This window comes from Serratia sp. Ser99, assembly GCF_024519545.1.
In the GTDB taxonomy this organism is placed as follows: domain Bacteria; phylum Pseudomonadota; class Gammaproteobacteria; order Enterobacterales; family Enterobacteriaceae; genus Serratia; species Serratia liquefaciens.
This window is the reverse complement of sequence record NZ_JALJRT010000002.1, coordinates 363215-384498: the sequence shown is the minus strand read 5'-3', so window position 1 is coordinate 384498 and position 21284 is coordinate 363215. Positions and strand designations below refer to the sequence as shown.

The following is a 21284-nucleotide window of genomic DNA, read 5'->3' as shown; positions in this document are numbered from 1 at the left end:
GAACCATAGCGGCGAGAGAGAGCCTGCATCATCGAACGCCGCCGTAGTGCTGTCAAGCCAACTTCCTCAGGGACGCAGCAAGGCCAAATCAATCTGCCACCTGTTGATTTTATTGTACAAGGTGGTGCGTGAAAGCCCGAGCAGACGAGCCGCCTGTCGCAGATTACCGTTACTGGATTCAATGATTTGAATGATATGGGCGCGTTCATTGTCCTCCAGGCGGCTTGAGGGGACGGCTTCCTGTTCAGGAAAAGCCTGGGCGATCTCCCTGGGCAAATCATCCACGTCGATCAGCAACCCTTCGCACAGGTTCACCATCCGCTCCACCAGGTTTTCCAATTCGCGCACGTTGCCGGGCCAGTGCCAGGCGTTAAGGCAAACCATGGCCTGCGGTGAGACCTGCGGCGGGATCTTCTTCATCCGCGTACTCAGCTTGTGAATAAAGCCGTTGACCAGTCCGGCGATATCTTCCCGACGTTCACGCAGGGGCGGAACGGGGAGGGAAAGGACGTTCAGGCGGTAATAAAGGTCACGACGAAACGCGCCGTTCTCCACGGCCTGCAGCAAATCGCAATGGGTAGCCGCAATAATTCGCACATTCACTTTGACCGGATGCGCCGCGCCAATCCGCAACACTTCGCCTTCTTGCAATACGCGCAGCAGGCTGGTTTGTGCATCCAACGGCATTTCACCGATTTCGTCGAGCAACAGCGTACCACCGTCCGCCAGTTCGAATTTGCCTGCCGAACCGCCGCGACGCGATCCGGTAAAGGCGCCATCGACGTAGCCAAACAGCTCGCTTTGCACCAGATCGCGCGGCAGGGCGCCGCAGTTGACCGCGACAAAGGGTTCGTTGCAGCGCTCACCGCCGTTGTGGATTGCCTGAGCGAACAGCTCCTTGCCGGTGCCGCTTTCCCCCGTCAGCAAGACCGTGCTGTCACTGCGGCTGCAGGTGCGCGCCTGCATGATCGCCTCCCGCATGCGGCTGGAATGACCGAAAATCATCTCGAAGGTGTAGCTGGCGCTCACGCCCATGACTCGTCGGGTGATGGCACGGATGCGCTGATTTTCGCGCAGGGAGAGCACCCGGCCATTATCCGGCGCAGGCATCAGCGAAATCACGCAGGAGAGGGCTGGCTTGCCGACGGGCATAAACACCATTTCACGATCGTTGCAAAACGGCATGGTTAACAACGATCCGGATTGGGGGCACAACAGCTCATCGATCGGCGTATCACCGGGTTCCAGCCCGCCAAAAATTTGGCGAGCATAGCGGTTGACCGTTTTCAGCCGGCCGTGCCTATCGCAGACCATCACGCCTTCATTCAGGGTTTCCAAAATCGACTGCTGCTCGGCCAACAGCCGGTGCAGCTTGAGCTGTTGACCGATGGCCTCCGCAGCCGCCTGCACGGTACCCAGAGTGTGGGCATTGAAATTGTCCGGCGTGGCGGTGAGCGTCAGCACGCCAATCATGACACCTTCGGCGTTGCGCACCGGCGCGGCGGCGCATTGGCGATGCCGTTGCCGCAGGCCCATCTTCCAGTTTTCACCGCTGAGCACATATACCAGCCGCTGTTCAAGCAGGCAGCGTGCGGTGCAGTTAGTGCCCTGAACCTCTTCACGCAAGATGCTGCCGATCGGCGTCATGTCCGCGCCACAGTAGTGAAGGGTGACGCCATGGGCATCGGTCAGGTTGATGTGACCGTCGGGATTATAGGCCAGCAAATTTTCCATGATGCTGCGCGCCACGGCAATCAGCTCGGCATTGTGTGCCAGAATCGCCAGCAGTTGGTCAGGCGGTGGCGCGTGATAGACAAACTCATCGGGATCGATGCCGTATTCACGCGAGCGTCGCCAGGATTGCAGGATCGACTTGCGTATCCAACCGGGCTGGCCGCCTTCATTAAACGCCTGCCACCCTTGCCAAAACAGGCTGTCCCATTCACCGGATTCCGCCCCTTCAGGCAGGCTGAAGATCGGATCGCTCTCGTCTTTGATCGGCATCAGGCCGGCGGCTGTCTGCATGGTGCGCTCCGCTGTTTGGAATGTAATGTTCATTTTATTGACATGTGAAATTGACATGTCAATTTAGTTGTCACTTTGTTATGCCTATCTGTGCAACGTCTCACAAATTCCGCGTGTTTTGAGCTGGCATCCCCTTTGCAATACCCAGGGTGAACTCCGTTGCCCAATAGGGCGTTACCTCACATAAGGAATCACTATGAGTCATTCATCCCAACCCCTGCGTGTTGGTCTGATCGGTGCTGGCAGAATGGGCACTTTCCATGCGGAGTCGTTGGCACGGCGCGTGCCGGGGGCTGTGCTGGCGGCGGTGGCCGATCCTCTGCCGGGGGCGGCGCAACGGCTGGCGGAACGTTTGGGCGTTGAAGCCTACAGCGATTTGCAGGCGATGCTGGACAACCCGGCTATTGATGCGGTGGTCATCGCTTCTCCGGCCCGCACCCATGCGGAGTGGGTGATTGCAGCGGCACAGGCCGGTAAGCATGTGTTCTGCGAAAAGCCGATGGCCATCACGCTGGATGAGGCAGACAGCGCCATTGCCGCCGCAAAACGGGCGGGCGTGGTTCTGCAGGTCGGATTTAATCGCCGTTTTGTCAGCGGATTTGCCGCCGCTATCGCCGCCGTAAAGGCGGGTGAGAATGGCACTACGCAGTTATCCCGTTCGGTGACGCGCGATCCCTTGCTACGGGATCCGGCGCCCATCCCGGCGTGGACCATCTTTCTTGAAACCTTGATTCATGATTTCGACACCTTGCTGCATTTCAACCCTGGCGCCAGGCCGGTAGAGGTTTATGCGTTGGCGGACGCCCTGGTGCGGCCGGACTTCAAAGACAAAGGGCTGCTGGACACCGCCGTGGTCACCATTCGCTTTGACAACGGGGCAATCGCCACCGCCGAAGCCAATTTCCAGGCGGTGTACGGTTACGACGTACGCGGCGAGGTGTTTGGCAGCAAAGGCATGTTGCAGGCGGGCAATATCAACCTGAACAACTGCGTGCGTTATCACGCCGGAGGCATCGCCATAGAAACCTCGCGGCAGGACACCGATCTGCTGCGTGACGCTTACGTGGCGGAGTTGACCGAATTCGCCCAGAGCATCCGGCAGGGTTGCAGCCCGCGTGCTACCGGACAAGATGCGCGCAATGCGCTGGCGATAGCCTTGGTCTGTATCGAGTCGGTGCAGCAGGGCAAACCGGTCAAGTTAGGGGGGCAATAATGGCCAGTTATCAGCTCTCTGTATGCGCAGAAATGGTATTTCTCGATCTGCCGTTTATCGAACGCGTGGCGCGTATCGATGCGCTGGGTTTTGGCGTTGAAATGTGGAACTGGGCCAATAAAGACCTTGATGCTTTGGCCGCCAGCGGGGCGCGCTTCACATCAATGACCGGCTATCTGACCGGCAACCTGACCGACGACGAAGACATTGCCCAACTGTTGCACAGCGCGGAGCAGTCATTGGCCGTTGCCCAACGCTTGAACTGCCCGAGCCTGAATCTTCACGGTACCGGGTTGGATCCTCAGGGATTACCGGTGAAACCGGTGGCGGTGGTAACCGGTGCGATGTGGCTCAAGGCGGCCGATACGCTAAGCCGGCTGGCGCACATGGCGGAGCGGGCCGGGAAAGTCTTCACGCTGGAAAACCTCAATTTGCCACGCGACCACCCTGGCACACCCTTCGCCAAAGCCTGCGACACCCTGGCTCTGGTGGAGGCGGTAAACCGTCCGGGCCTGAAGATGAATCTCGATCTTTACCATGCGCAGATTGGCGAAGGGGATCTTATCGAACTGATCCGTCGCTGTGGCCCGGCAATAGGGGAAATCCAGGTGGCGGACGTGCCGGGGCGGCGACAGCCTGGTACCGGTGAAATCAATTACCGCGCCATCGCACGCACGTTAGAAGACATCGGTTATCAGGGCGTGGTGGCGATGGAAGGGTGGGCATCCGGTGACAGCACCGAGGCGCTGTTACAGTTCCGCGACCATTTTACCCGATAGCCTGAACACATCCGGGCAGGGCCGCTGCCCGGCATTCAAAATGATGCGTTGATTTTAATAATAAATAAACCTCAACCTACAGGATGTCATCATGAAAACCAAAAGCTTGCTACTGATACTGCTGAGCATCGTCATGAGCTTCAGCGCCCAGGCGAAAACCTACAAGGTCGGCGTGGCGCTGGCCAATTTCGACCTTAACTTTGTCTCTATTTTGCGTTCACAGATGGTGAGCGAACTTAAGCAGTTGGGGATGGACGGCCAGTTTGTCGATGCCAAAGGGGACGTGGCGTTGCAGGTGCAGCAGGTGGACGATTTTATCAACCTCGGGGTGGACGCCATTATCCTCAACCCGGTTGACACTCAGGGGGTGAAACCGATGATGGACGCTGCCGAACGGGCCAATATTCCGTTGATTTTCGTCAACCGCAAACCGGAGGTGAAACTGGGCAAGGACATGGCCTACGTAGGCTCTGACTCTGCGGTGGGTGGTGAAATGCAGATGGAAGCCTTGGCGAAAAAGATGAACTACCGTGGGAACGTGGCGATCCTGATGGGGGCGTTGTCCAATGAAGAAGCACGCGAGCGCACCCGAGCCGTGGAAGCGGTGATCGCCAAATATAAAGACATGAAGGTGCTGGAGAAGCAGACCGCCAAATGGCAGCGCAACGAGGCGGTGGACGTGGTATCCGGTTGGCTGCTGAACGGCCGGCCGATTGACGCGATTGCCGCTAACAACGATGAAATGGCGATTGGTGCCATCATGGCGCTGAATCAAGCCAAAAACAAAACCATTCTGGTGGCGGGCATCGACGGCACGCCGGACGGTCAGCAGTTCATTAAAAACGGCGGCATGACGTTGACCATTTTCCAGGATGCCAAAGGGCAGGCCATCGGGGCGGTGCAGGTAACCAAGGCGCTGTTGGAAAAACAAAAGGTCGAGCCTTATAACTGGGTACCTTACAAAACCATCACACAGCAGAATTTGGCAGAATTCCAGGCGGTTAATCAGAAGTAGATATAGTGCCCTTGGTGGCCGTGAGGCGATGGCATCATAGCCGCAGTGACTGCGGCTATCGGTGATGTACTTTTCAGGCCGTCACGCGCGGGGCGGTTTTGGCGAACAACCTCATTGCCAGACCGCCAGCAGCCGTCAGCAAGGCCAACGTCACTACGCCAGGCCAGCCGGCAGCTTCCAGGATCTTGCTGCCCAGCGCGGCCCCGCCTGCCATGCCGATAAACACCAGCGTAAACATGATGGCGTTGAGGCGGCTGCGGGCGGCCGGATTGATAGCGTAAATAATGGTTTGATGGGCGACTAGCGTGGCCTGAATGCCGAGATCAAAACCTACCGCGCTCAGGGCAATCAACGCCAATTGCGCGGGGAGCGACAGCAACGGCAGCATGAACATCAGGGCAAAAGAAACCACCACCATGGCAGCGCCAATCTTAGTGACATAGTCCGGCCCGTGACGATCGGCCAGCATGCCTGCCAAGGGGGCAGCCAATGCGCCTGCCGCACCGGCCAAACCAAAAGCCCCGGCGACGGCGCTACCCAACTGATACCGTTCCGCCAACATCACTGCCAGCGTAGACCAGAAAGCGCTGAACGCGATCGACAGCAAGCCTTGCGCCAGCGCTGCACGCCGCAGCTCCGGGTAATCGGCCCACAATTGGCCCAATGAACGCAACAACGCCGGGTAGCTGAGGGAAGTATTGGGTTTTAAACGGGGCAATACGGCCCCGATGGCAAAACTGATCGCCAACACCGCCACGGCCGCCAGCAGGTAAACGCTGCGCCAGCCGAAATATTCCGCCACCACGCCGCTGAACACCCGTGAAAGCAAAATCCCCGCCAGTAGTCCGGTCATCACGGTTCCCACCGTTTTACCCCGATTGGCGTCGGTTGCCAGCGTTGCGGCCGCCGGGATAATGTCCTGCGCCACCGTAGCGGCCAGGCCGATCGCCAGGCTGCTGAGCAGCAACAGCGGGAATGAGGATGAAAAACCACAGAACAGCAGGGTAACAGCCAGCAGCAAGCCTTTTATACGGATGATCTGGCGACGATCGTGACGATCGCCCAGCGGGGCCAACAGTAGGATCCCGAGTGCGTAGCCTGCCTGGGTGAGCGTAGGGACCCAGCCGGCGTCACTTACTCCGGCATGGAACGCATTCCCCATAATCCCTAGCATCGGCTGGCTATAGTAAATGGACGCCACGCTAAGACCGGCGCCGGTCGCCAGTAGAAAGACAACCTTGGCGGAAAGCGCATGGGCCGGTGTGGTGCCGGTATGATTGGCTGGTGAAATCAGGGTCATGGTAATTATCCCGTAGAGGTAAAGTGCGCTTATTTTTGCCAGTATTTGCCGCAAACTGTAGCCCCCGAACGGGTAGAACTGTTATACGTAATACGTATGAATAAAAACTCATTTCCCAATGGCGATCGCATAGCCATGATGCAAACGCTGGTGCGCATCGTAGACAGCGGCAGTCTTTCTGCCGCTGCGGCGCAAATGCAGACCTCACAACCCACCGTTAGCCGGCGCCTGCAGGTGCTGGAACAACTGCTGGGCGTTAAATTAATCCAGCGCACCACCCACAGTATGAAGCTGACGGATGACGGAGAGCGTTGTTATCAGCATGCGCGCAAGCTGATAGAGCAGTGGCAAATCATGGAGGATGAGCTGCGCGGCGTGCGCGATGAGCCGGTCGGCGTATTACGGGTACGTGCGCCGCATGCCTTCGGCCAGGATCAGCTAATCGGGCCGCTGGGTGACTATTTGCAACGCTATCGCCAGACCAGCGTGGAATGGACGCTTAACGACCACTCACCGGATTTTATCCCCGAAGGCGTGGACTGCGCGATCCACGTGGGGGCCGTAACCGATCCTTCGGTGGTGGCGGTATTGCTGGCGGAAGTGCCGCGCATTGTGGTGGCAGCACCGAGCTTATTAGCAGGTCATGATCCTCTGAAGCAGATCGGCGATTTAGCGCAGTTGCCCTGGCTGGCGTTGAATAGCTTTTACCGTAACGAAGTCACCCTGACTCACAGGGATAGCGGTGAAGCCTATCGTTTTGACATTGCTCCCAGATTAAGCACCGACAGTCTTTATGCGGTGCGTAAAGCCGCGTTGAACGGCGTAGGGGTGGCGATGTTGTCCTCCTGGGTGGTCAAACAGGATTTGGAGCAGGGCGCTCTGATTCCTTTAATGCCAACCTGGCGTGCCGCGCCCTTGCCGATTTATCTGCTTTATCCGTACGCCAGCTATTATCCTGCCCGGCTGCGTAAATTCCTCGAGCTGATGAAAGAGGTGATGCCGCGCATCACCGGCGCAAATGCGCCAACGACCTAAAAACGCGTACAGCGGAATTTGTCGTTAGCGGAGCGATATACAGCGCAAATCTAGAGTGTCTGCGCGCGGATTCAACCTGATTGGCGGCGGTATCTGTTTGATAATCTAAGCAACAGTGACCGTCCCTTTCAATCGAGAGAATCGCCATGCACTTTACTCAAGCCATTGCCAGACTCCCTGCCGACAGCTGCGGCAGCGGACAAACTACCGCCCAATTGGGCGCGCCCGATATCGCGGCCACCGGCCGTCAGTTTTTGGCCTATGTGGACACCTTGCTCCGTCTGGGGCTAAAAGTGACCGTGTTACCGGCAGCACCCGCATTCCCGGATGCACACTTTGTTGAAGACACGGCGGTGGTGATGCCTGAGCTGGCGGTGATCAGCCATCCGGGCGCACCCAGCCGTCAGGGCGAGGTGGCCACCATTGCGCCCTTGTTTGAAGGCGAACGGCCAGTGGTGCGTATGAGCGAGCGCGGTCATCTGGACGGGGGGGATGTGCTGCTGGTCGATCGCCAGTTTTTCGTCGGCCTGACGGCCCGTACCGATGAGGCTGGTATTGGCGAGTTCGCTGCGGCGGTGGAGCCCTATGGCTATCGGGTGACGGCGATTGAAGTCAGCGCCGGTCTACACCTGAAGTCCATTGTTAATTACGTTGGCCGCAATACCTTGTTGCTGACCGAAGACTATCAGCACCATCCTGCCTTTAGCGGTTTCAGTTCGATCGTCATTCCCGAAGCGGAGTCCTATGCCGGCAATACGCTGTGGATCAACGATACGCTGATTACGCCGCAGGGTTATCCGTACACGCTTGCGCAAATCGAAAAGCTGGGCATGCCCATCGTTCAGCTCGACACCAGTGAATTTAAAAAAATGGACGGCGGCCTGACCTGCCTGTCACTTCGTTTCTAATCTTTTCTTTTACCGGGGATCTCAGCCATGAAAAAAACATTAGCGGTTTTACTGACCAGCCTGGCGTTGGGTGGTCCTGCGGCGGCTCAGGCCTTCGACACCATCAGTTTTGGCGTTGACGGTGGCTATCCGCCGTTTGACGTGCTCGCGCCCAACGGTGAGATCACCGGTTTTGATATCGATATCGCCAATGCGCTGTGTACGCAGCTGCATGCCAAATGCGTGTTCGTCAAACAACCCTTCGAAAGCATGATTGCCGCGCTCAATGCCCATAAGTTCGATGCCATTATCGCTTCGCTGACCATCACCGATGAGCGCAAAAAGGAAGTGGATTTCACCGATCGCTATTACCGCAGTTCCGCCCAGTTGGTGGCGCGTAAAGGCAGCGCTTTACTGCCTGACGTTGCCAGCCTGAAAGGCAAAACCGTCGGCGTGCAGACCGGCTCGATACATGAAGCCTACGCGAAACAACATTGGGGCGGAAAAGGGGTGAAAATTGTTTCTTACGCCAACCAGGATAATGTCTATCTGGATCTGATGTCCGGCCGCATTAATGCGTCGTTGCAGGACAATACTCAGGCCGCCAGCAGCTTTATCGATACGCCGCGCGGACAGAAATTTGCCTTTGCCGGCCCGGTGATTGAAGACAGCAGCATTTCCTCCGACGTCGGCATCGCGGTAGGCAAAGACAACCCGGCGCTGCGCGATGCGCTAAACGGTGCGATCAAGGCCATTCGTGCCGATGGTACTTACGAAGCCATCCAGAAAAAATATTTCAGCTTCGATATTTACGGTAACTAAACCGGCGCGCTAATGCCGGCTGGCCCGGCAATCTGTCAAGTATGGGAGGCCGGGTATGGTCACAGAGTATTTACCGTTGCTGGCGCAGGGGGCGGCGCTGTCGCTGTGCGTCATGCTGGTGTCACTGGCGGTGGCGCTGGCGCTTGGACTGGTCAATGCGCTGATCAAACTCTTTGGTCCGCGCTGGCTGCGCTGGGTTTCAACCGGCTATACCACGCTGGTGCGCGGTATCCCCGAACTGGTGATTATGCTGCTGTTGTTCTTTGGCGGTGAGATGCTGGTTAACGGAGCCTTGGGTCTGCTGGGGCTGGGGCCGCTGCGGTTCAACACCTTTATCTCTGGGGTGTTGGCGATTGGCTTCGTGTTTGGCGCTTACTATACCGAAACCTTCCGTGGCGCGTTTCTTACCGTGGAGCGTGGCCAACTGGAGGCCGCGATGGCCTATGGGATGAGCCCAGGCCAGGTATTTCGCCGTGTTTTGTTACCCCAAATGCTGAGCTTTGCCATCCCCGGCATCAACAACAACTGGCTTGGGCTGATGAAGGCCTCGGCGCTGGTGTCGATCCTCGGGCTGGAGGATATGGTCTGGCTGGCCGAGCAGGCCGGGCGGGCAACCCAAAAGCCTTTCCTGTTTTATTTCCTGGTGGCGCTGATTTATATGGCGATCACGGCGATTTCCAGTTGGGGCTTTAGCCGGTTGTCGCGGCGATACGCCTTGACTTCCTCAAATGCAGGAGCCCGCTGATGAACCTGCAAAATATGCTGGAAGCCGCACCGAGTTTTCTGTGGAGTGACGGGTCCGACGTCACCGGGCTAGCGATGACTGCCAAACTCTTCTTGCTGTCGGTCGTCCCCGGTTTAGTGCTGGCGATGCTGATGGCGATCGGTCAGGTTTACGGCCCGCGTCCGCTATCTTATCTGATCCGCAGCGTGACCTACTTTTTCCGCAGTACGCCGCTGTACCTGCAATTGATGCTGATTTATTACGGCCTGTCGCAGTTTGACGTGGTGCAGTTGGGTTGGCAGAACGACCAACCTTTCTGGCTGCTGTTTCGCGACGCGACCTTCTGCGCCACGCTGGCGCTGGTACTCAATACCAGTGCCTACGTCGCGCAGCTGCTGGCCGGCATGATGGAGACCTTCCCGCGCCAGGAGTGGATTGCCGGTGAAGCCTATGGCATGAGCCAGCTGCAGATCATTCGCCGGCTGGTGCTGCCGGCCACGCTACGACGCGGCATTCCAGCACTCAACAACGAAATGGTGTTTTTGCTGCATGCCACTTCGCTGGCCAGCACGGTAACGCTATTGGATATCACCGGCGTGGCACGGGCACTTTATGCCGCCACCTATTCGCCATTTATCCCGTTTTTGATGGCGGCGGCGCTCTACCTGCTGTGCACCTTCCTGCTGATATTCCTGTTTTCGCGGGCAGAGCGACGCTGGTTGGGCTTTATACGTCGTGATTGAGACCGTTCAGGAACGTTTGATGGATTGCAGTTCGGTCAGGGTGACGATTTTATCCACCCGGAATTTCTTGCTGGTCAGCCAGCTGTCGGCCAGCAACCGGTAGTTTTCCATGCTGCGACAGCCAATGCGCACCAGAAAATCGAAGTTGCCGCTGACCAGCCAGCAATCCAGCACCTCCGGGGTATTACGCATCTCCTGCTCAAACGCCGGTTGAGAATGACCGTGGTCGGCCAGCGCGATCTGAGCCTGGATCACGAACGCATGCTCCGGCTCCGGCAGTTCAATGATGGCACTGTAGCCGCGGATGATGCCGTCGCGCTCCAGCCCACGCACCCGTTCCAGACAGGGGCGAGCGGTCAGATTGACCTGCTCGGACAGCTTTTGATAGGAAATGCGGCCATCCCGGCACAGTATTTCAAGGATTTTTTTGTCGATGCGATCAAGCCGGGCTTTCTTTTCCACAGATAGGGCGTCCAATGAAAAGTAAACATCATAAGTTACCTGAACATGCCCTGGGGGGGCAGCGCCAATTCACCAGTTTTCATTTCGGCCAGCCGGGCAAAGGCGAAAAAATTTACCTGCAGGCCGGTCTGCATGCCGACGAACTGCCCGGCATGCTGGTGCTGCATTATCTTAAAAGATTACTCAGCCAGGCGGAACGGCGTGGTGAGCTGCAAAGCGAAATAATTCTGGTGCCGCTGGCCAATCCTCCAGGGCTGGCGCAGGTGCTGCTCAACGGCGGCGTAGGGCGCTTCGACCTGATTAGCGGTCGCAACTTCAACCGCGATTTTCCCGATCTGGCGCGTCTGCTGCAAAACCACGATTTTACCGCCTCGGAACCCCTTCAGCCGCAAGTCCGGGCCGCCATGCGTACCGTTTTGCAAGCCATGACCGAGGGCAGTGAAGTCACGGCACTGCGGCGGCAATTGCTGCTACTGGCCTGTGATGCCGATGTAGTGCTGGATCTGCACTGTGACGATCGGGCGATCTTGCATATGTACGCCGATCCGGCCTGGGAACGGCAGGCCGAAATTCTGGCGCGCTTTATGAACATGGCGGCGGTACTGCTTTCGCAAGACAGCGGTGGCGGCTCATTTGATGAAGCCTGCGGTTTGCCCTGGCTTCGGCTGGCGCAACAGCATCCTGACCTAAGCCAGCTCAAACCGGGCTGCATGGCGGTTACGCTGGAGTTACGCGGACAGCGGGATGTCAGCCATGAATTGGCCAGCGGTGACGCAGAACGCTTGTACCGTTATTTACAGCACCGAGGCGCCGTTGCCGGACCCTCTCCGGCGATACCGCAATGTGAAGTGGCGATGCTGCCGTTCGCCGCCGGGGAGATCGTTACCGCATCCGCCAGCGGTATTCTGCTGTTGTTGCGCCAGCCGGGGGAATGGGTGGAAGCCGACGAGGCGGTGGCCGAAATTATCGACCCGATCACCGATACGGTAAAAGCGGTGCGCGCCAAGGCCGGCGGGCTGATTTATGCCTGTCGGCAAGCGCCTTTTGTCACCCTGGGAGCCGAAGTGATGAAGATTGCCGGTAAGACTGCCTACGCGGGCGGTGGTGAATTGGCGTCCTGAGTCGATTTATTCGTGAATTGGTATCGTCGCCAGCGGCGACTTTGTGACGTTAAAAAACAATAATGCCTATATTCAATCGATTCTGCGGCAAGAGGCGTTAAAGCAAGCCGGCTGAGGCAGAGCACGAGCAAGTCCGCAGCCGCCGGTCTCAGGCAGTGAGCATGCTGGCGGGAAAGATGGCTTGCGGACCGCGGTCCATGTTAAATTTGTGCCAGGTAACTCTGTATCCCTGATGACAAAGAGGATTTAACATGAAGATCGGCCATTTTTATCCCATCACGAAGGATGTTGCCCCTAAGGCCTGCAACGTGGCTCTGCGACTGCGGGCCATTGAATATCAGCGATAACCGATCCGCCCCGAAGAAGTCAGACGCTATGCGCACCACCAAACCACGCCGCCCGCATGGCCGATGGGTCTACTACATTCTGCATGAAGATATTCTGTGGCCCTGCCCGGTAAAATGGGAGTGGGAAAGCAGTTACCATGCCTGGTTGCCTTTTTACTATTCGCCAACGCTGGAGTTCGTTGCCGGTAACCCTGCCAAAGCGACAAAAATCACTAAAACCAAGCGTTAATCATTATTTTCGTTTCACAACCGCAATCGTGCTGGTTGATATTAAATATTTGTTTTTAATTTCTTGCCCTCAGGGTTATGAGTAACTACATTAACAACTGTACTTCAACTCACCTGAGGAGAGATATCCTATGAAAGCAGCCGTAGTGACTAAAGACCACAGTGTCGATATTCAGGATAAACAGCTTCGTCCACTGAAACACGGTGAGGCCGCGCTGAAAATGGAGTGTTGCGGCGTTTGCCATACCGATCTTCACGTCAAAAATGGCGATTTTGGCGAAGTGCCCGGCATCACCCTGGGGCACGAAGGGATTGGGGTAGTCACCGCCGTAGGTGAAGGTGTCACCTCGTTGAAAGTCGGGGATCGCACCAGCGTCGCCTGGTTCTATCAGGGATGTGGTCATTGCGAATATTGCGTTAATGGTAACGAAACGCTGTGCCGCTCGGTGAAAAATGCCGGTTACAGCGTCGACGGCGGCATGGCGGAAGAGTGCATCGTAGTGGCGGACTATGCGGTCAAGGTGCCGGATGGCCTGGACTCCTTTGCAGCCAGCAGCATTACCTGTGCCGGTGTCACTACCTATAAGGCGGTGAAAATTTCCGACATCAAACCGGGGCAGTGGATCGCGATTTACGGCCTGGGCGGCTTGGGCAACCTGGCATTGCAGTATGCCAAGAACGTGTTCAACGCCAAAGTGATCGCCATTGACGTCAACCAGGGGCAGTTGGATTTCGCCAAAGAAATCGGCGCCGATCTGGTCATCAACTCCAAAACTGAAAACGCCGAAGAAATCATTCAGCAAAAAGTCGGGGGCGCGCATGCTGCCGTAGTCACCGCGGTGGCGCGTTCAGCCTTTAATTCTGCGGTCAATGCGGTTCGCGCAGGGGGCAAAGTGGTCGCCGTGGGGCTACCGCCAGAGAGTATGGATCTGAGCATTCCACGCTTGGTATTGGACGGTATTCAGGTTGTGGGCTCGTTGGTGGGAACCCGTGAAGACCTTAAAGAAGCTTTCCAGTTTGCCGCCGAAGGCAAAGTGACGCCGAAAGTGACCAAGCGTCCGTTGGGCGACATCAACGCGATCTTCGAAGAGATGAAGTCGGGCACTATCCGTGGCCGCATGGTTATCGATCTCTCCGCATCATAATCCCGCGCAAATAACTAAGGCCACCGAGGTGGCCTTAGTTTGCAGTAACGCTAAAAATCAAAACAGCCCGAGCGGTTTACTGTCGTAACTGACCAACAGGTTTTTGACCTGCTGGTAATGCGACAGCGCTACCTTGTGGGTCTCGCGGCCGACGCCGGAGTTTTTGTAGCCGCCAAAGGCAGCATGCGCCGGATACAGGTGATAACAGTTGGTCCACACGCGTCCGGCCTTGATGGCGCGCCCCATGCGATAGGCGCGATTTACGTCGCGAGTCCACAAACCGGCACCCAGCCCGAACTCACTGTCGTTGGCCAATGCCAGTGCTTCGGCTTCATCTTTGAAGGTGGTCACGCCGATCACCGGTCCGAAGATCTCTTCACGGAAGAAACGCATGCTGTTATTGCCGGTGATTAAGGTGGGCTGCAGATAAAAACCGCTTTGCAGAGTTTGCTCATGGCTGGCGCGCTCGCCGCCGGCAATGATTTTGCCGCCTTCGTTTTTAGCGATCTCGATGTAAGACAGGATCTTGTCGAACTGCTGCTGAGACGCCTGAGCACCGATCATGGTGTCGGTGTCAAAGGGGTCACCCTGGCGAATGGTGGTGATGCGCGCCAGCACTTTTTCCATAAATTGCGGGTAAATCGATTCCTGAATCAGGGCGCGCGAAGGGCAGGTACAGACTTCACCCTGGTTGAAGAAGCCAAGAATCAGCCCCTCAACCGCCTTGTCGATGAATTCGGGTTCCGCCTGCATGATGTCTTCAAAGAAGATGTTAGGCGATTTACCGCCCAGCTCCACGGTGCTGGGAATGATATTTTCCGCCGCGCAGGCCAGAATATGGCGGCCTACCGGGGTTGAACCGGTAAAGGCGATTTTGTCGATACGCTTGCTGGTTGCCAATGCCTCACCGGCTTCTTTACCGAAACCGTGAACCACATTGAGCACGCCCGGCGGCAGCAAGTCACCAATCATTTCCAGCAGCACGCAGATGCTGAGCGGGGTTTGCTCCGCCGGTTTAAGCACCACGCAGTTGCCGGCGGCCAGCGCCGGGGCTAGTTTCCATGCGGCCATCAACAGCGGGAAGTTCCAGGGAATAATCTGCCCAACCACGCCCAGTGGCTCATAGATATGGTAGGCCACGGTGTTTTGATCGATCTCAGCGGCGGTGCCTTCCTGTGCACGCAAACAGCCGGCGAAATAGCGGAAGTGGTCGATCGCCAGCGGAATGTCCGCGTTCAGCGTTTCGCGGATCGGTTTGCCGTTGTCCCAGCTTTCGGTCAGTGCCAGCAATTCGAGCTTTGACTCCATACGATCGGCGATCGCCAGCAGCACATTAGACCTTTCCTGAACGCTGGCTTTCCCCCAGGTTTCGGCTGCGGCATGCGCCGCATCCAGCGCTTGTTCGATATCTTTCGCGTCGGAGCGCGGGAATTCGGCGACAGTCTGACCTGTCATCGGGGAGGTGTCGGTGAAGTAGTTGCCTGAAACGGGTTCGACAAATTTACCGCCAATGTAGTTGCCGTAGCGCTGTTTGAAAGAGACCAACGAACCAGGCAAACCGGGATGAACGTATTTCATGTAACACCTCTCATGGGAACGGAGACTGTAAGGGTGGTGCCTGATTGCCGGCACTCTACAGACACTTAAGCATTGCCCATGCCACATTGATGGAAAGCTGTGCCACATAAATAAATAATATAAAAATATCAACTAATTAAAAAAGAATAATAGCTACCAATGCCAATAAAGCCCCTGGCTTACTATTCATTTCTATTGTTTTTTGTGTTCCATGTCGCAACGCATGGGACACATTCATGATACAAAAATGCAACACTTTAATTGGCGGGAGTTGGGTATGCTGCATAAAGACCAGACCACCCAGACCGGGTGTATCTCTGACGACGATCGCCTGTCACTCTCCGGCCCACTTTCCGAATCCTGGTTACGCAGCCGGCACTATGGCCTCAATCGAAGCGACGACCATGTTCCTTTTATCCGGCCGACCCTGTTGAAAGAAGTGCGGGGGCAAAACGGTTGGGTTGCGCAGCTCGCGCGGCCGCTGATCGAGCGCTTGGGTGGTGAGATCAACCGACAACCCTCCATTGTGGTGGTGTCCGACGCCGGTGGCCTGGTGCTGGAAACCTGTGGCAACACGCACTTTTTACGTAAGGCATCGCGGGTTTCTCTGGCTCCGGGCAATCTGTGGGGCGAGCAGGAGCGTGGCACCAATGCCATCGGTACCGCTTTGGCAATGGGGGCGCTGTGCGAAGTCAATGGCGACGAGCACTTTCTCAATCAGAATGCCGGGCTTTACTGCTCCGCAGCGCCGATTTATCGCCCCGACGGCCTGATCGCCGGCGTATTGGATATCTCGACGCCTGCCCAACATCCTTACAGCGAAGCAGGTTCGTTGATTCTGCAGGCTGTCCGGCACATTGAACATCAATGGGTGAAAAGCTGTGTCACCGACCGACATTGGACACTGCGCCTGCACAGCGATGCGCGGGTTCTCGGCAGCGCCCATGAGATGATATTGGTGTTTCGCGATGAGATCCTCACCGCGGCCAACCGATTAGCGATGCAAGAATTCAATCTCAGCGCGGCGGCCTTTGGGTCGATGGACTTTGCCACGCTGTTTCCGGAAATGTCCCTCCAGACAATGAATGCGCCGCGACAGACTCTGGCGGTGAATAATCGTCACTATTATTCACTGTTGCAGATGCCGGAACGCCCATCGCAGTGCGTCAGGCAGCAGTTGCAGCCTTATGATCGTGACGGAGCAGACAGACAGAAAGCCCTGCGTATTCTTAATGCCGGGTTGGCGCTATGCATTAGCGGGGAAACCGGCTGCGGTAAAGAGTATTTCAGCCAGCGTTTGTTCGAGGAAAGCCACCGGCGACAGGGCAATTTTGTGGCTATCAACTGTGCAGCCCTGCCGGAAAGTCTGATCGAGTCCGAACTTTTTGGCTATGCGCCAGGGGCGTTTACCGGCGCCAGCACCAAAGGGTACGTCGGCAAGATCAGAGAGGCCGACGGCGGGGTGCTGTTCCTTGATGAGATTGGCGATATGCCATTGAGTTTGCAGACCCGGTTATTGCGGGTGCTGCAGGAAAAGACGGTCACGCCGCTCGGCAGCCGCGTCAGCTATGCGGTCGATTTCTCGCTTATCTGTGCCACCCATCAGGATCTGGAACAGCGGGTTGCGGCAGGGGCATTCCGCGAAGATTTGCTGTATCGCATTCAGGAATTCAGCCTGCGCATCTTGCCGCTGCGGCAGCGCGCGCACGTTGATCGTTTTATCCTCAATCTCTGGAGCGAATTGGGGGGTGATACGCGGGGCATCAGACTGGCACCGGACGCTATCACCGCCTTGGCGGGTTATTCCTGGCCCGGTAATGTGCGGCAGTTGTTGAGCACCTTGAAAGTGCTGTTGGCTTTGGCCGATGACGGTAACCTGATCAGGCTTGAGGATCTGCCGGAGCAGTTTTATCTGCTTGCTCGCCCCGTAGCGCCGCAGAGCTTATCGGTAGACATGTTGACGGCTATTCGAAACGCCAAGGGCAATATCAGCCTGGCGGCAAAACGATTAGGGATCTCGCGCAGTACGCTTTACCGCAAGATGGAGAAACATCGCGCCGAGAGCTGACAAAGCGGGGGCCCATTCAGGGCCCCGCGTGGTTATTATTTATCGCCCAATCCCTGTGGGTTGATTTCGGATCGTTCGATTTTCTCGTCGCTTTCCGCCCAGCGATCCAACACTTTCAGATAACTGCCGTTGGCAATAGCGCTATTGAGCGACGCCTGCACCGCTTCCACCAAACCATTGCCTTTCTTCAGCGTAACGGCAATGTTGGCGCTGCGCGGCCAACCGCCCGGCACGATGCCGACCAACCGGGTATTACCGGTCAATTTTGCCTGATAAGCGCCGGACACGTTCGGCCCGAAGGTCGCATCCGCACGGCCGGACTGGATGGCCAGCGTCGACGCCGCCTTGTCAGTGACATAAATCGGCTGAAGGGCCGGTAACCCTTTGGCCTGGTTCTCTTTATCCCAGGCCAGCAGCACAGCTTCCTGATTGGTGCCGGAGTCTACGATGATCTTTTTGCCGGCAATGTCCGGCGCCGATTTGATCGAGGTGATCTTACTGTCGGATTTCACGTAGAAGCCCAACGTATCCTGGCGATAGGTGGCGAAGTCGAACTTGGTTTTACGTTCCTGAGTGACGGTAATGTTGTAAACCGCGGCGTCGTATTTACCCGAGGTGACGCCTAACGGCCAGTCTTCCCATGAGGTCGGAACCAGTTTCAGTTTCAACCCCAGGCCGTCGGCAACCAGCCTGGCAATATCCGACTCGCTGCCAATCACCGTTTTATTGTCGCGCGCGTACAGACCGAACGGTGGGCCGCTGCCCAAGATCGCGACGGCTACGGTCAGCGTCCCCGGTTCAACAAATTTGAACCCGGCGGGGATTTTGGCCGCAGCCTCGGGATCCTTCTGGGTATGAATAGGGGTTTCGTTGGCGATCAGGTCCAGCCCCGGTGCGGCATGGGCCAGGGCGGAAAGGCTCAGGAGAGCCGCCGCTGCGGTGAGTTTTGCGCTATATATCATTATTATTACCTGCATTATTATGTTGTTGAGGCGGTCAACTCACTATCCTTCAAGCCGCTAAATCTGTGAACGAACAAAATTGGCTAACTAATTTTACAAACGGTTAGGTTGCAAAGAAGGGGGAGCGCTCGGTGAGCGTGAGGGGCTTAAACGTCGAGATTTTTACGCATGAAAGCATTTTGCAGCACGATGCCGCGCAGGACCGGACTTTTCCGCTCAACGACCTGAAATCCCTGGCGCATAAAGAAGGGTTCTGCGGTTTTACTGACGTCTGAGGTCAGCTCTTTAAGCCCTAACAGTCTGGCCTCTTTATGGATTCGATTCATCAATAAGGTCCCAATGCCTTGTCGGGGACAGGCGCCGGATACATAGAAATGGTCGATATAGCCGTCAGGCTGGAGATCGGCATAGCCGACAATCTGTTTATCAATCTCAACGACAAAGGGATGCAAATCTCTCATGCGAGCCGCCCAAAGCTGGGGATCAGTATCGGCGGGAGCCCAGGCATTGACTTGCTCAGTGGTGTAGTCGCGTGATGCGACCTCATGCACCGCAGAGAAAAAAACGCGAAACAGCGCAATTTCATCGCCTTTGATGAACTGTCGAATCATCATGCCTTTCCTTAAGAAGTCCCGGAAAGTATTGTACCGGTTCAGGTGTTTGAAGGGACGTTTTCTCGTAGCATATTGATGACTTGGGTCGCTTCAACGGCCTGGCTGAACAGAAACCCTTGCCCCAGGTGATAGCCGGAATCACGCAGCGTTTGCCGCTGCTGCTCGGTTTCAATGCCTTCCGCAATAATATCAATGGATAATTTCTGCCCCAAAATTCCCATACTTTCCACGATGCCCAAAATCGCCGGTTCGTTATTCATGCGGCGGATGAAATCCCGATCCAACTTGATGCAGTCCAGAGGGTAGTCCATCAGGTGCGTAAAGGAGGAGTGGCCGGTGCCAAAGTCATCAAGCGCGATCCTGATCCCCATTTCCTTAAGCATTTGCAAGGCTCGCAGCACATACTTCGACCCGTGTTTGTTGAAGGCATGTTCAGTGACCTCCAGCTCGATAAGATGGTGGGGGATGCGAAACATTTGCAGACGCCGCAGGAAAGTTTCGGCGTAGTTATCACGTAAAAATTCGATAGGTGCGGCGTTCAAAGACACCGGCAACACCTCCACGCCAGACGCGATCCAAGTGGCGATATCGGCAAAAACCTTCATCTGCATGGTTTCGCTGATCTTGGTTGCCAATTCGTAATCGTTGAATGCTTCGACGACGGTATCTGGCATCTTCATACCATGATGCGGACAATACCAGCGCAGCAGCGCCTCAAAGCCCACAATGGCACCGGTTGCCAGGCTGACCTTGGGTTGGTAACTGGGGCGGATTTGATTATCGCGAACTATCTGCCGTGCGTGATTAAGCTGCGCGGCACGCTCTTTGGCCTTATCCATCATCTGTGGATTAAACATGTACACGCCGCCCCGGCCGCCGTCCTTGAGTTCGTACAACGCGGTATCGGCGCATTTCATCAATTCCGAGGCGTCGCGGGCATCCTGAGGATAGAGGGCGCAGCCGATACTCATGCCGCAATGCAACGCCTTGCCGCCATGGGTAATGGGTGACTCCAGCTGCAACAGAAAGGTATTGGCGATTTTGTAAATATCCTGCTCGTTTTCGACGTCGCCGATCACAATCGCAAACTCGTCGCCGCCCAGGCGGGAAACGAACGAGTTCGGATTTAAATAAGCCGTCAGCCGACGGGACAACACGCGCAGCAGATGATCGCCGGCAGCGTGCCCTAGGGTGTCGTTAACCAGCTTAAAATGGTCCAGGTCCAGCAAAATCAACCCGAGCGATTTATTGCTGCTCAGGGCTCGCTTCATTTCCTGCTTTAATCTTTTCTTGAATAAGCGTCTGTTGGGCAAACCGGTCAATTCGTCATACTGACTGGCGATCAGCAAACGTTTTTCAGCTATTCGCTGAGAGCTAACGTCGCGCGAGACGCACAATATATTTTCTATTCGATCCTCGTTATCGAAGACCGGACTGAGAATATTGTCCCAGTGCTGCAGCTTGCCGTCAGGCGTGGCGCTAAGGCCGGCGAAGCGGGCGTTTTTACCGGTTAGCACTTTACGCAGCGCTTTTTTGCCGCGCGAGCGCACTTCGGGTTGCAGCAGATTCAGCCAGGGCATGCCAAATTGCGGTTGGTGCTCATCGATGCCCAGCGCGACGCTGCCGGCTCTGTTGATGTGCAGCAGCGTGCCGTCATTATTGATGACCTTGATGCAGTCGACGCTGGCATCAAGCATGTTTTTCTGCGCGGCCAGCGTGGTGGTAATTCGCTGTTTTTCCAATACGGAATCATGGATATCGGTGCCGCTCAGATACCAATCTGTTTCCTCGCTATCAGGCTTTTTCTTCGCGCCGAAAGACAGTAAAAACCAGCGGTACTCGCCGTTGTACTGTCGCAGGCGAACTTCATTAACGAAAGAGGTCGCCGTGGCAATCGCCTGCTGCCATAGCGATTCGATAAGAGGATATTCGGCAGGGTGCAGGGCTTTCAACCAGCAAGCGCCTGGATTATCAAATGAGGAGAGGCCGGTATATTCACACCAAAGCTTATTGAAATGTCCCCCGAGACTATTACCCATGCCAATGAGATTAGGTAAACCATTAAAAATTTCATTAGCCATATCCACAGGCGGTTTTTCATCACTGCGCTCGGGTAGAACACTCATTCGTCATTTCCTCTGAAAACCACCTGTCTTTTATGCTAGCTAATAAAAAGCCTGCGGGTGGAAATATTCAATAGCCGTTTCTGCGCAATA

Annotated in this window: 19 protein-coding genes; 12 read left to right on the top strand and 7 right to left on the bottom strand. The window is 56.1% G+C overall.

The genetic code is table 11. The features are described 5' to 3' along the window. Positions 1 to 66: 66 nt before the first annotated feature. A complete protein-coding gene (locus tag NR114_RS05855; RefSeq protein ID WP_256813749.1) occupies positions 67 to 2025 on the bottom strand; it encodes a sigma-54-dependent Fis family transcriptional regulator in 1959 nt (652 codons plus the stop codon). A gap of 196 nt (positions 2026 to 2221) precedes the next feature. On the opposite strand from NR114_RS05855, the gene NR114_RS05850 reads away from it, so the two are divergent. The 3 genes from NR114_RS05850 to NR114_RS05840 all read left to right on the top strand — a co-directional run bounded on the left by NR114_RS05850 (position 2222) and on the right by NR114_RS05840 (position 5032). Next, the gene (locus NR114_RS05850; protein ID WP_234531087.1) at positions 2222 to 3238 is read left to right on the top strand and encodes a Gfo/Idh/MocA family oxidoreductase; all 1017 of its coding nucleotides are present in this window, start codon (positions 2222 to 2224) and stop codon (positions 3236 to 3238) included. Then, positions 3238 to 4017: a TIM barrel protein gene (locus tag NR114_RS05845; RefSeq protein WP_256813748.1), complete on the top strand. Its 780-nt coding sequence runs from the start codon at positions 3238 to 3240 to the stop codon at positions 4015 to 4017. Before NR114_RS05850 ends, NR114_RS05845 begins: the two co-directional genes overlap by 1 nt. A gap of 91 nt (positions 4018 to 4108) precedes the next feature. Then, the gene (locus NR114_RS05840; protein ID WP_046373573.1) at positions 4109 to 5032 is read left to right on the top strand and encodes a substrate-binding domain-containing protein; all 924 of its coding nucleotides are present in this window, start codon (positions 4109 to 4111) and stop codon (positions 5030 to 5032) included. A 73-nt stretch (positions 5033 to 5105) separates the two neighbouring features. Here NR114_RS05840 and NR114_RS05835 read toward each other — a convergent pair whose 3' ends face one another. Next, positions 5106 to 6332: an MFS transporter gene (locus NR114_RS05835; protein WP_256813747.1), complete on the bottom strand. Its 1227-nt coding sequence runs from the start codon at positions 6330 to 6332 to the stop codon at positions 5106 to 5108. 96 nt (positions 6333 to 6428) lie between these two features. Between NR114_RS05835 and NR114_RS05830 the strand changes: the two genes are divergently transcribed. From NR114_RS05830 to NR114_RS05810, 5 genes are all read left to right on the top strand, one after another. Then, a complete protein-coding gene (locus NR114_RS05830; protein ID WP_041414557.1) occupies positions 6429 to 7367 on the top strand; it encodes a LysR family transcriptional regulator in 939 nt (312 codons plus the stop codon). 146 nt (positions 7368 to 7513) lie between these two features. After that, the gene (locus NR114_RS05825; RefSeq protein ID WP_020826859.1) at positions 7514 to 8275 is read left to right on the top strand and encodes a dimethylarginine dimethylaminohydrolase family protein; all 762 of its coding nucleotides are present in this window, start codon (positions 7514 to 7516) and stop codon (positions 8273 to 8275) included. Positions 8276 to 8302: 27 nt separating this feature from the next. After that, positions 8303 to 9076: an ABC transporter substrate-binding protein gene (locus NR114_RS05820; RefSeq protein ID WP_020826860.1), complete on the top strand. Its 774-nt coding sequence runs from the start codon at positions 8303 to 8305 to the stop codon at positions 9074 to 9076. A 55-nt stretch (positions 9077 to 9131) separates the two neighbouring features. Beyond that, on the top strand, positions 9132 to 9821 hold the full coding sequence (locus NR114_RS05815) for an ABC transporter permease (protein WP_129940592.1): 690 nt from the start codon (positions 9132 to 9134) through the stop codon (positions 9819 to 9821). Then, positions 9821 to 10543, top strand: coding sequence for an ABC transporter permease (locus tag NR114_RS05810; RefSeq protein ID WP_129940593.1), 723 nt, complete (start codon positions 9821 to 9823; stop codon positions 10541 to 10543). Before NR114_RS05815 ends, NR114_RS05810 begins: the two co-directional genes overlap by 1 nt. Before the next feature lie 6 nt (positions 10544 to 10549). Here the strand turns inward: NR114_RS05810 and NR114_RS05805 are convergent, their stop codons facing one another. Further along, the gene (locus NR114_RS05805) at positions 10550 to 11005 is read right to left on the bottom strand and encodes an Lrp/AsnC family transcriptional regulator (protein WP_020826863.1); all 456 of its coding nucleotides are present in this window, start codon (positions 11003 to 11005) and stop codon (positions 10550 to 10552) included. 14 nt (positions 11006 to 11019) lie between these two features. Between NR114_RS05805 and NR114_RS05800 the strand changes: the two genes are divergently transcribed. From NR114_RS05800 to adhP, 3 genes are all read left to right on the top strand, one after another. Beyond that, complete coding sequence (locus NR114_RS05800; protein WP_129940594.1) at positions 11020 to 12126, top strand: succinylglutamate desuccinylase/aspartoacylase family protein; 1107 nt, start codon at positions 11020 to 11022, stop codon at positions 12124 to 12126. Between the two features lie 375 nt (positions 12127 to 12501). After that, positions 12502 to 12702: a hypothetical protein gene (locus NR114_RS05795; protein ID WP_020826868.1), complete on the top strand. Its 201-nt coding sequence runs from the start codon at positions 12502 to 12504 to the stop codon at positions 12700 to 12702. A gap of 130 nt (positions 12703 to 12832) precedes the next feature. Next, on the top strand, positions 12833 to 13846 hold the full coding sequence (adhP, locus tag NR114_RS05790; RefSeq protein WP_020826869.1) for an alcohol dehydrogenase AdhP: 1014 nt from the start codon (positions 12833 to 12835) through the stop codon (positions 13844 to 13846). Between the two features lie 57 nt (positions 13847 to 13903). On the opposite strand, the gene NR114_RS05785 is transcribed toward adhP, so the two are convergent. Next, entirely contained in the window at positions 13904 to 15424 is a 1521-nt protein-coding gene (locus tag NR114_RS05785; protein ID WP_020826870.1) for an aldehyde dehydrogenase family protein, read from the bottom strand. 277 nt (positions 15425 to 15701) lie between these two features. Here NR114_RS05785 and NR114_RS05780 point away from each other — a divergent pair, with 277 nt between their 5' ends. Continuing rightward, on the top strand, positions 15702 to 17492 hold the full coding sequence (locus tag NR114_RS05780) for a sigma-54-dependent Fis family transcriptional regulator (protein ID WP_256813746.1): 1791 nt from the start codon (positions 15702 to 15704) through the stop codon (positions 17490 to 17492). Between the two features lie 35 nt (positions 17493 to 17527). Here NR114_RS05780 and NR114_RS05775 read toward each other — a convergent pair whose 3' ends face one another. The 3 genes from NR114_RS05775 to NR114_RS05765 form a co-directional block, all read right to left on the bottom strand. Next, positions 17528 to 18454, bottom strand: coding sequence for an ABC transporter substrate-binding protein (locus tag NR114_RS05775; RefSeq protein ID WP_256813745.1), 927 nt, complete (start codon positions 18452 to 18454; stop codon positions 17528 to 17530). 146 nt (positions 18455 to 18600) lie between these two features. Continuing rightward, positions 18601 to 19068 carry a GNAT family N-acetyltransferase gene (locus NR114_RS05770; RefSeq protein WP_149573288.1) on the bottom strand — a complete coding sequence of 156 codons (468 nt, stop codon included), beginning with the start codon at positions 19066 to 19068 and terminating at the stop codon, positions 18601 to 18603. Between the two features lie 38 nt (positions 19069 to 19106). Next, on the bottom strand, positions 19107 to 21194 hold the full coding sequence (locus tag NR114_RS05765) for an EAL domain-containing protein (RefSeq protein WP_234530969.1): 2088 nt from the start codon (positions 21192 to 21194) through the stop codon (positions 19107 to 19109). Positions 21195 to 21284: the final 90 nt, after the last annotated feature.

Coding starts and splice junctions, on each gene's coding strand:
- NR114_RS05845 (WP_256813748.1), top strand. CDS start 3,238: ATGGCCAGTTATCAGCTCTCTGTATGCGCAGAAATGGTATTTCTCGAT.
- NR114_RS05765 (WP_234530969.1), bottom strand. CDS start 21,194: ATGAGTGTTCTACCCGAGCGCAGTGATGAAAAACCGCCTGTGGATATG.
- NR114_RS05785 (WP_020826870.1), bottom strand. CDS start 15,424: ATGAAATACGTTCATCCCGGTTTGCCTGGTTCGTTGGTCTCTTTCAAA.
- NR114_RS05825 (WP_020826859.1), top strand. CDS start 7,514: ATGCACTTTACTCAAGCCATTGCCAGACTCCCTGCCGACAGCTGCGGC.
- NR114_RS05775 (WP_256813745.1), bottom strand. CDS start 18,454: ATGATATATAGCGCAAAACTCACCGCAGCGGCGGCTCTCCTGAGCCTT.
- NR114_RS05820 (WP_020826860.1), top strand. CDS start 8,303: ATGAAAAAAACATTAGCGGTTTTACTGACCAGCCTGGCGTTGGGTGGT.
- NR114_RS05795 (WP_020826868.1), top strand. CDS start 12,502: ATGCGCACCACCAAACCACGCCGCCCGCATGGCCGATGGGTCTACTAC.
- NR114_RS05840 (WP_046373573.1), top strand. CDS start 4,109: ATGAAAACCAAAAGCTTGCTACTGATACTGCTGAGCATCGTCATGAGC.
- NR114_RS05815 (WP_129940592.1), top strand. CDS start 9,132: ATGGTCACAGAGTATTTACCGTTGCTGGCGCAGGGGGCGGCGCTGTCG.
- NR114_RS05835 (WP_256813747.1), bottom strand. CDS start 6,332: ATGACCCTGATTTCACCAGCCAATCATACCGGCACCACACCGGCCCAT.
- NR114_RS05855 (WP_256813749.1), bottom strand. CDS start 2,025: ATGCAGACAGCCGCCGGCCTGATGCCGATCAAAGACGAGAGCGATCCG.
- NR114_RS05830 (WP_041414557.1), top strand. CDS start 6,429: ATGAATAAAAACTCATTTCCCAATGGCGATCGCATAGCCATGATGCAA.
- NR114_RS05850 (WP_234531087.1), top strand. CDS start 2,222: ATGAGTCATTCATCCCAACCCCTGCGTGTTGGTCTGATCGGTGCTGGC.
- adhP (WP_020826869.1), top strand. CDS start 12,833: ATGAAAGCAGCCGTAGTGACTAAAGACCACAGTGTCGATATTCAGGAT.
- NR114_RS05800 (WP_129940594.1), top strand. CDS start 11,020: ATGAAAAGTAAACATCATAAGTTACCTGAACATGCCCTGGGGGGGCAG.
- NR114_RS05810 (WP_129940593.1), top strand. CDS start 9,821: ATGAACCTGCAAAATATGCTGGAAGCCGCACCGAGTTTTCTGTGGAGT.
- NR114_RS05770 (WP_149573288.1), bottom strand. CDS start 19,068: ATGATGATTCGACAGTTCATCAAAGGCGATGAAATTGCGCTGTTTCGC.
- NR114_RS05780 (WP_256813746.1), top strand. CDS start 15,702: ATGCTGCATAAAGACCAGACCACCCAGACCGGGTGTATCTCTGACGAC.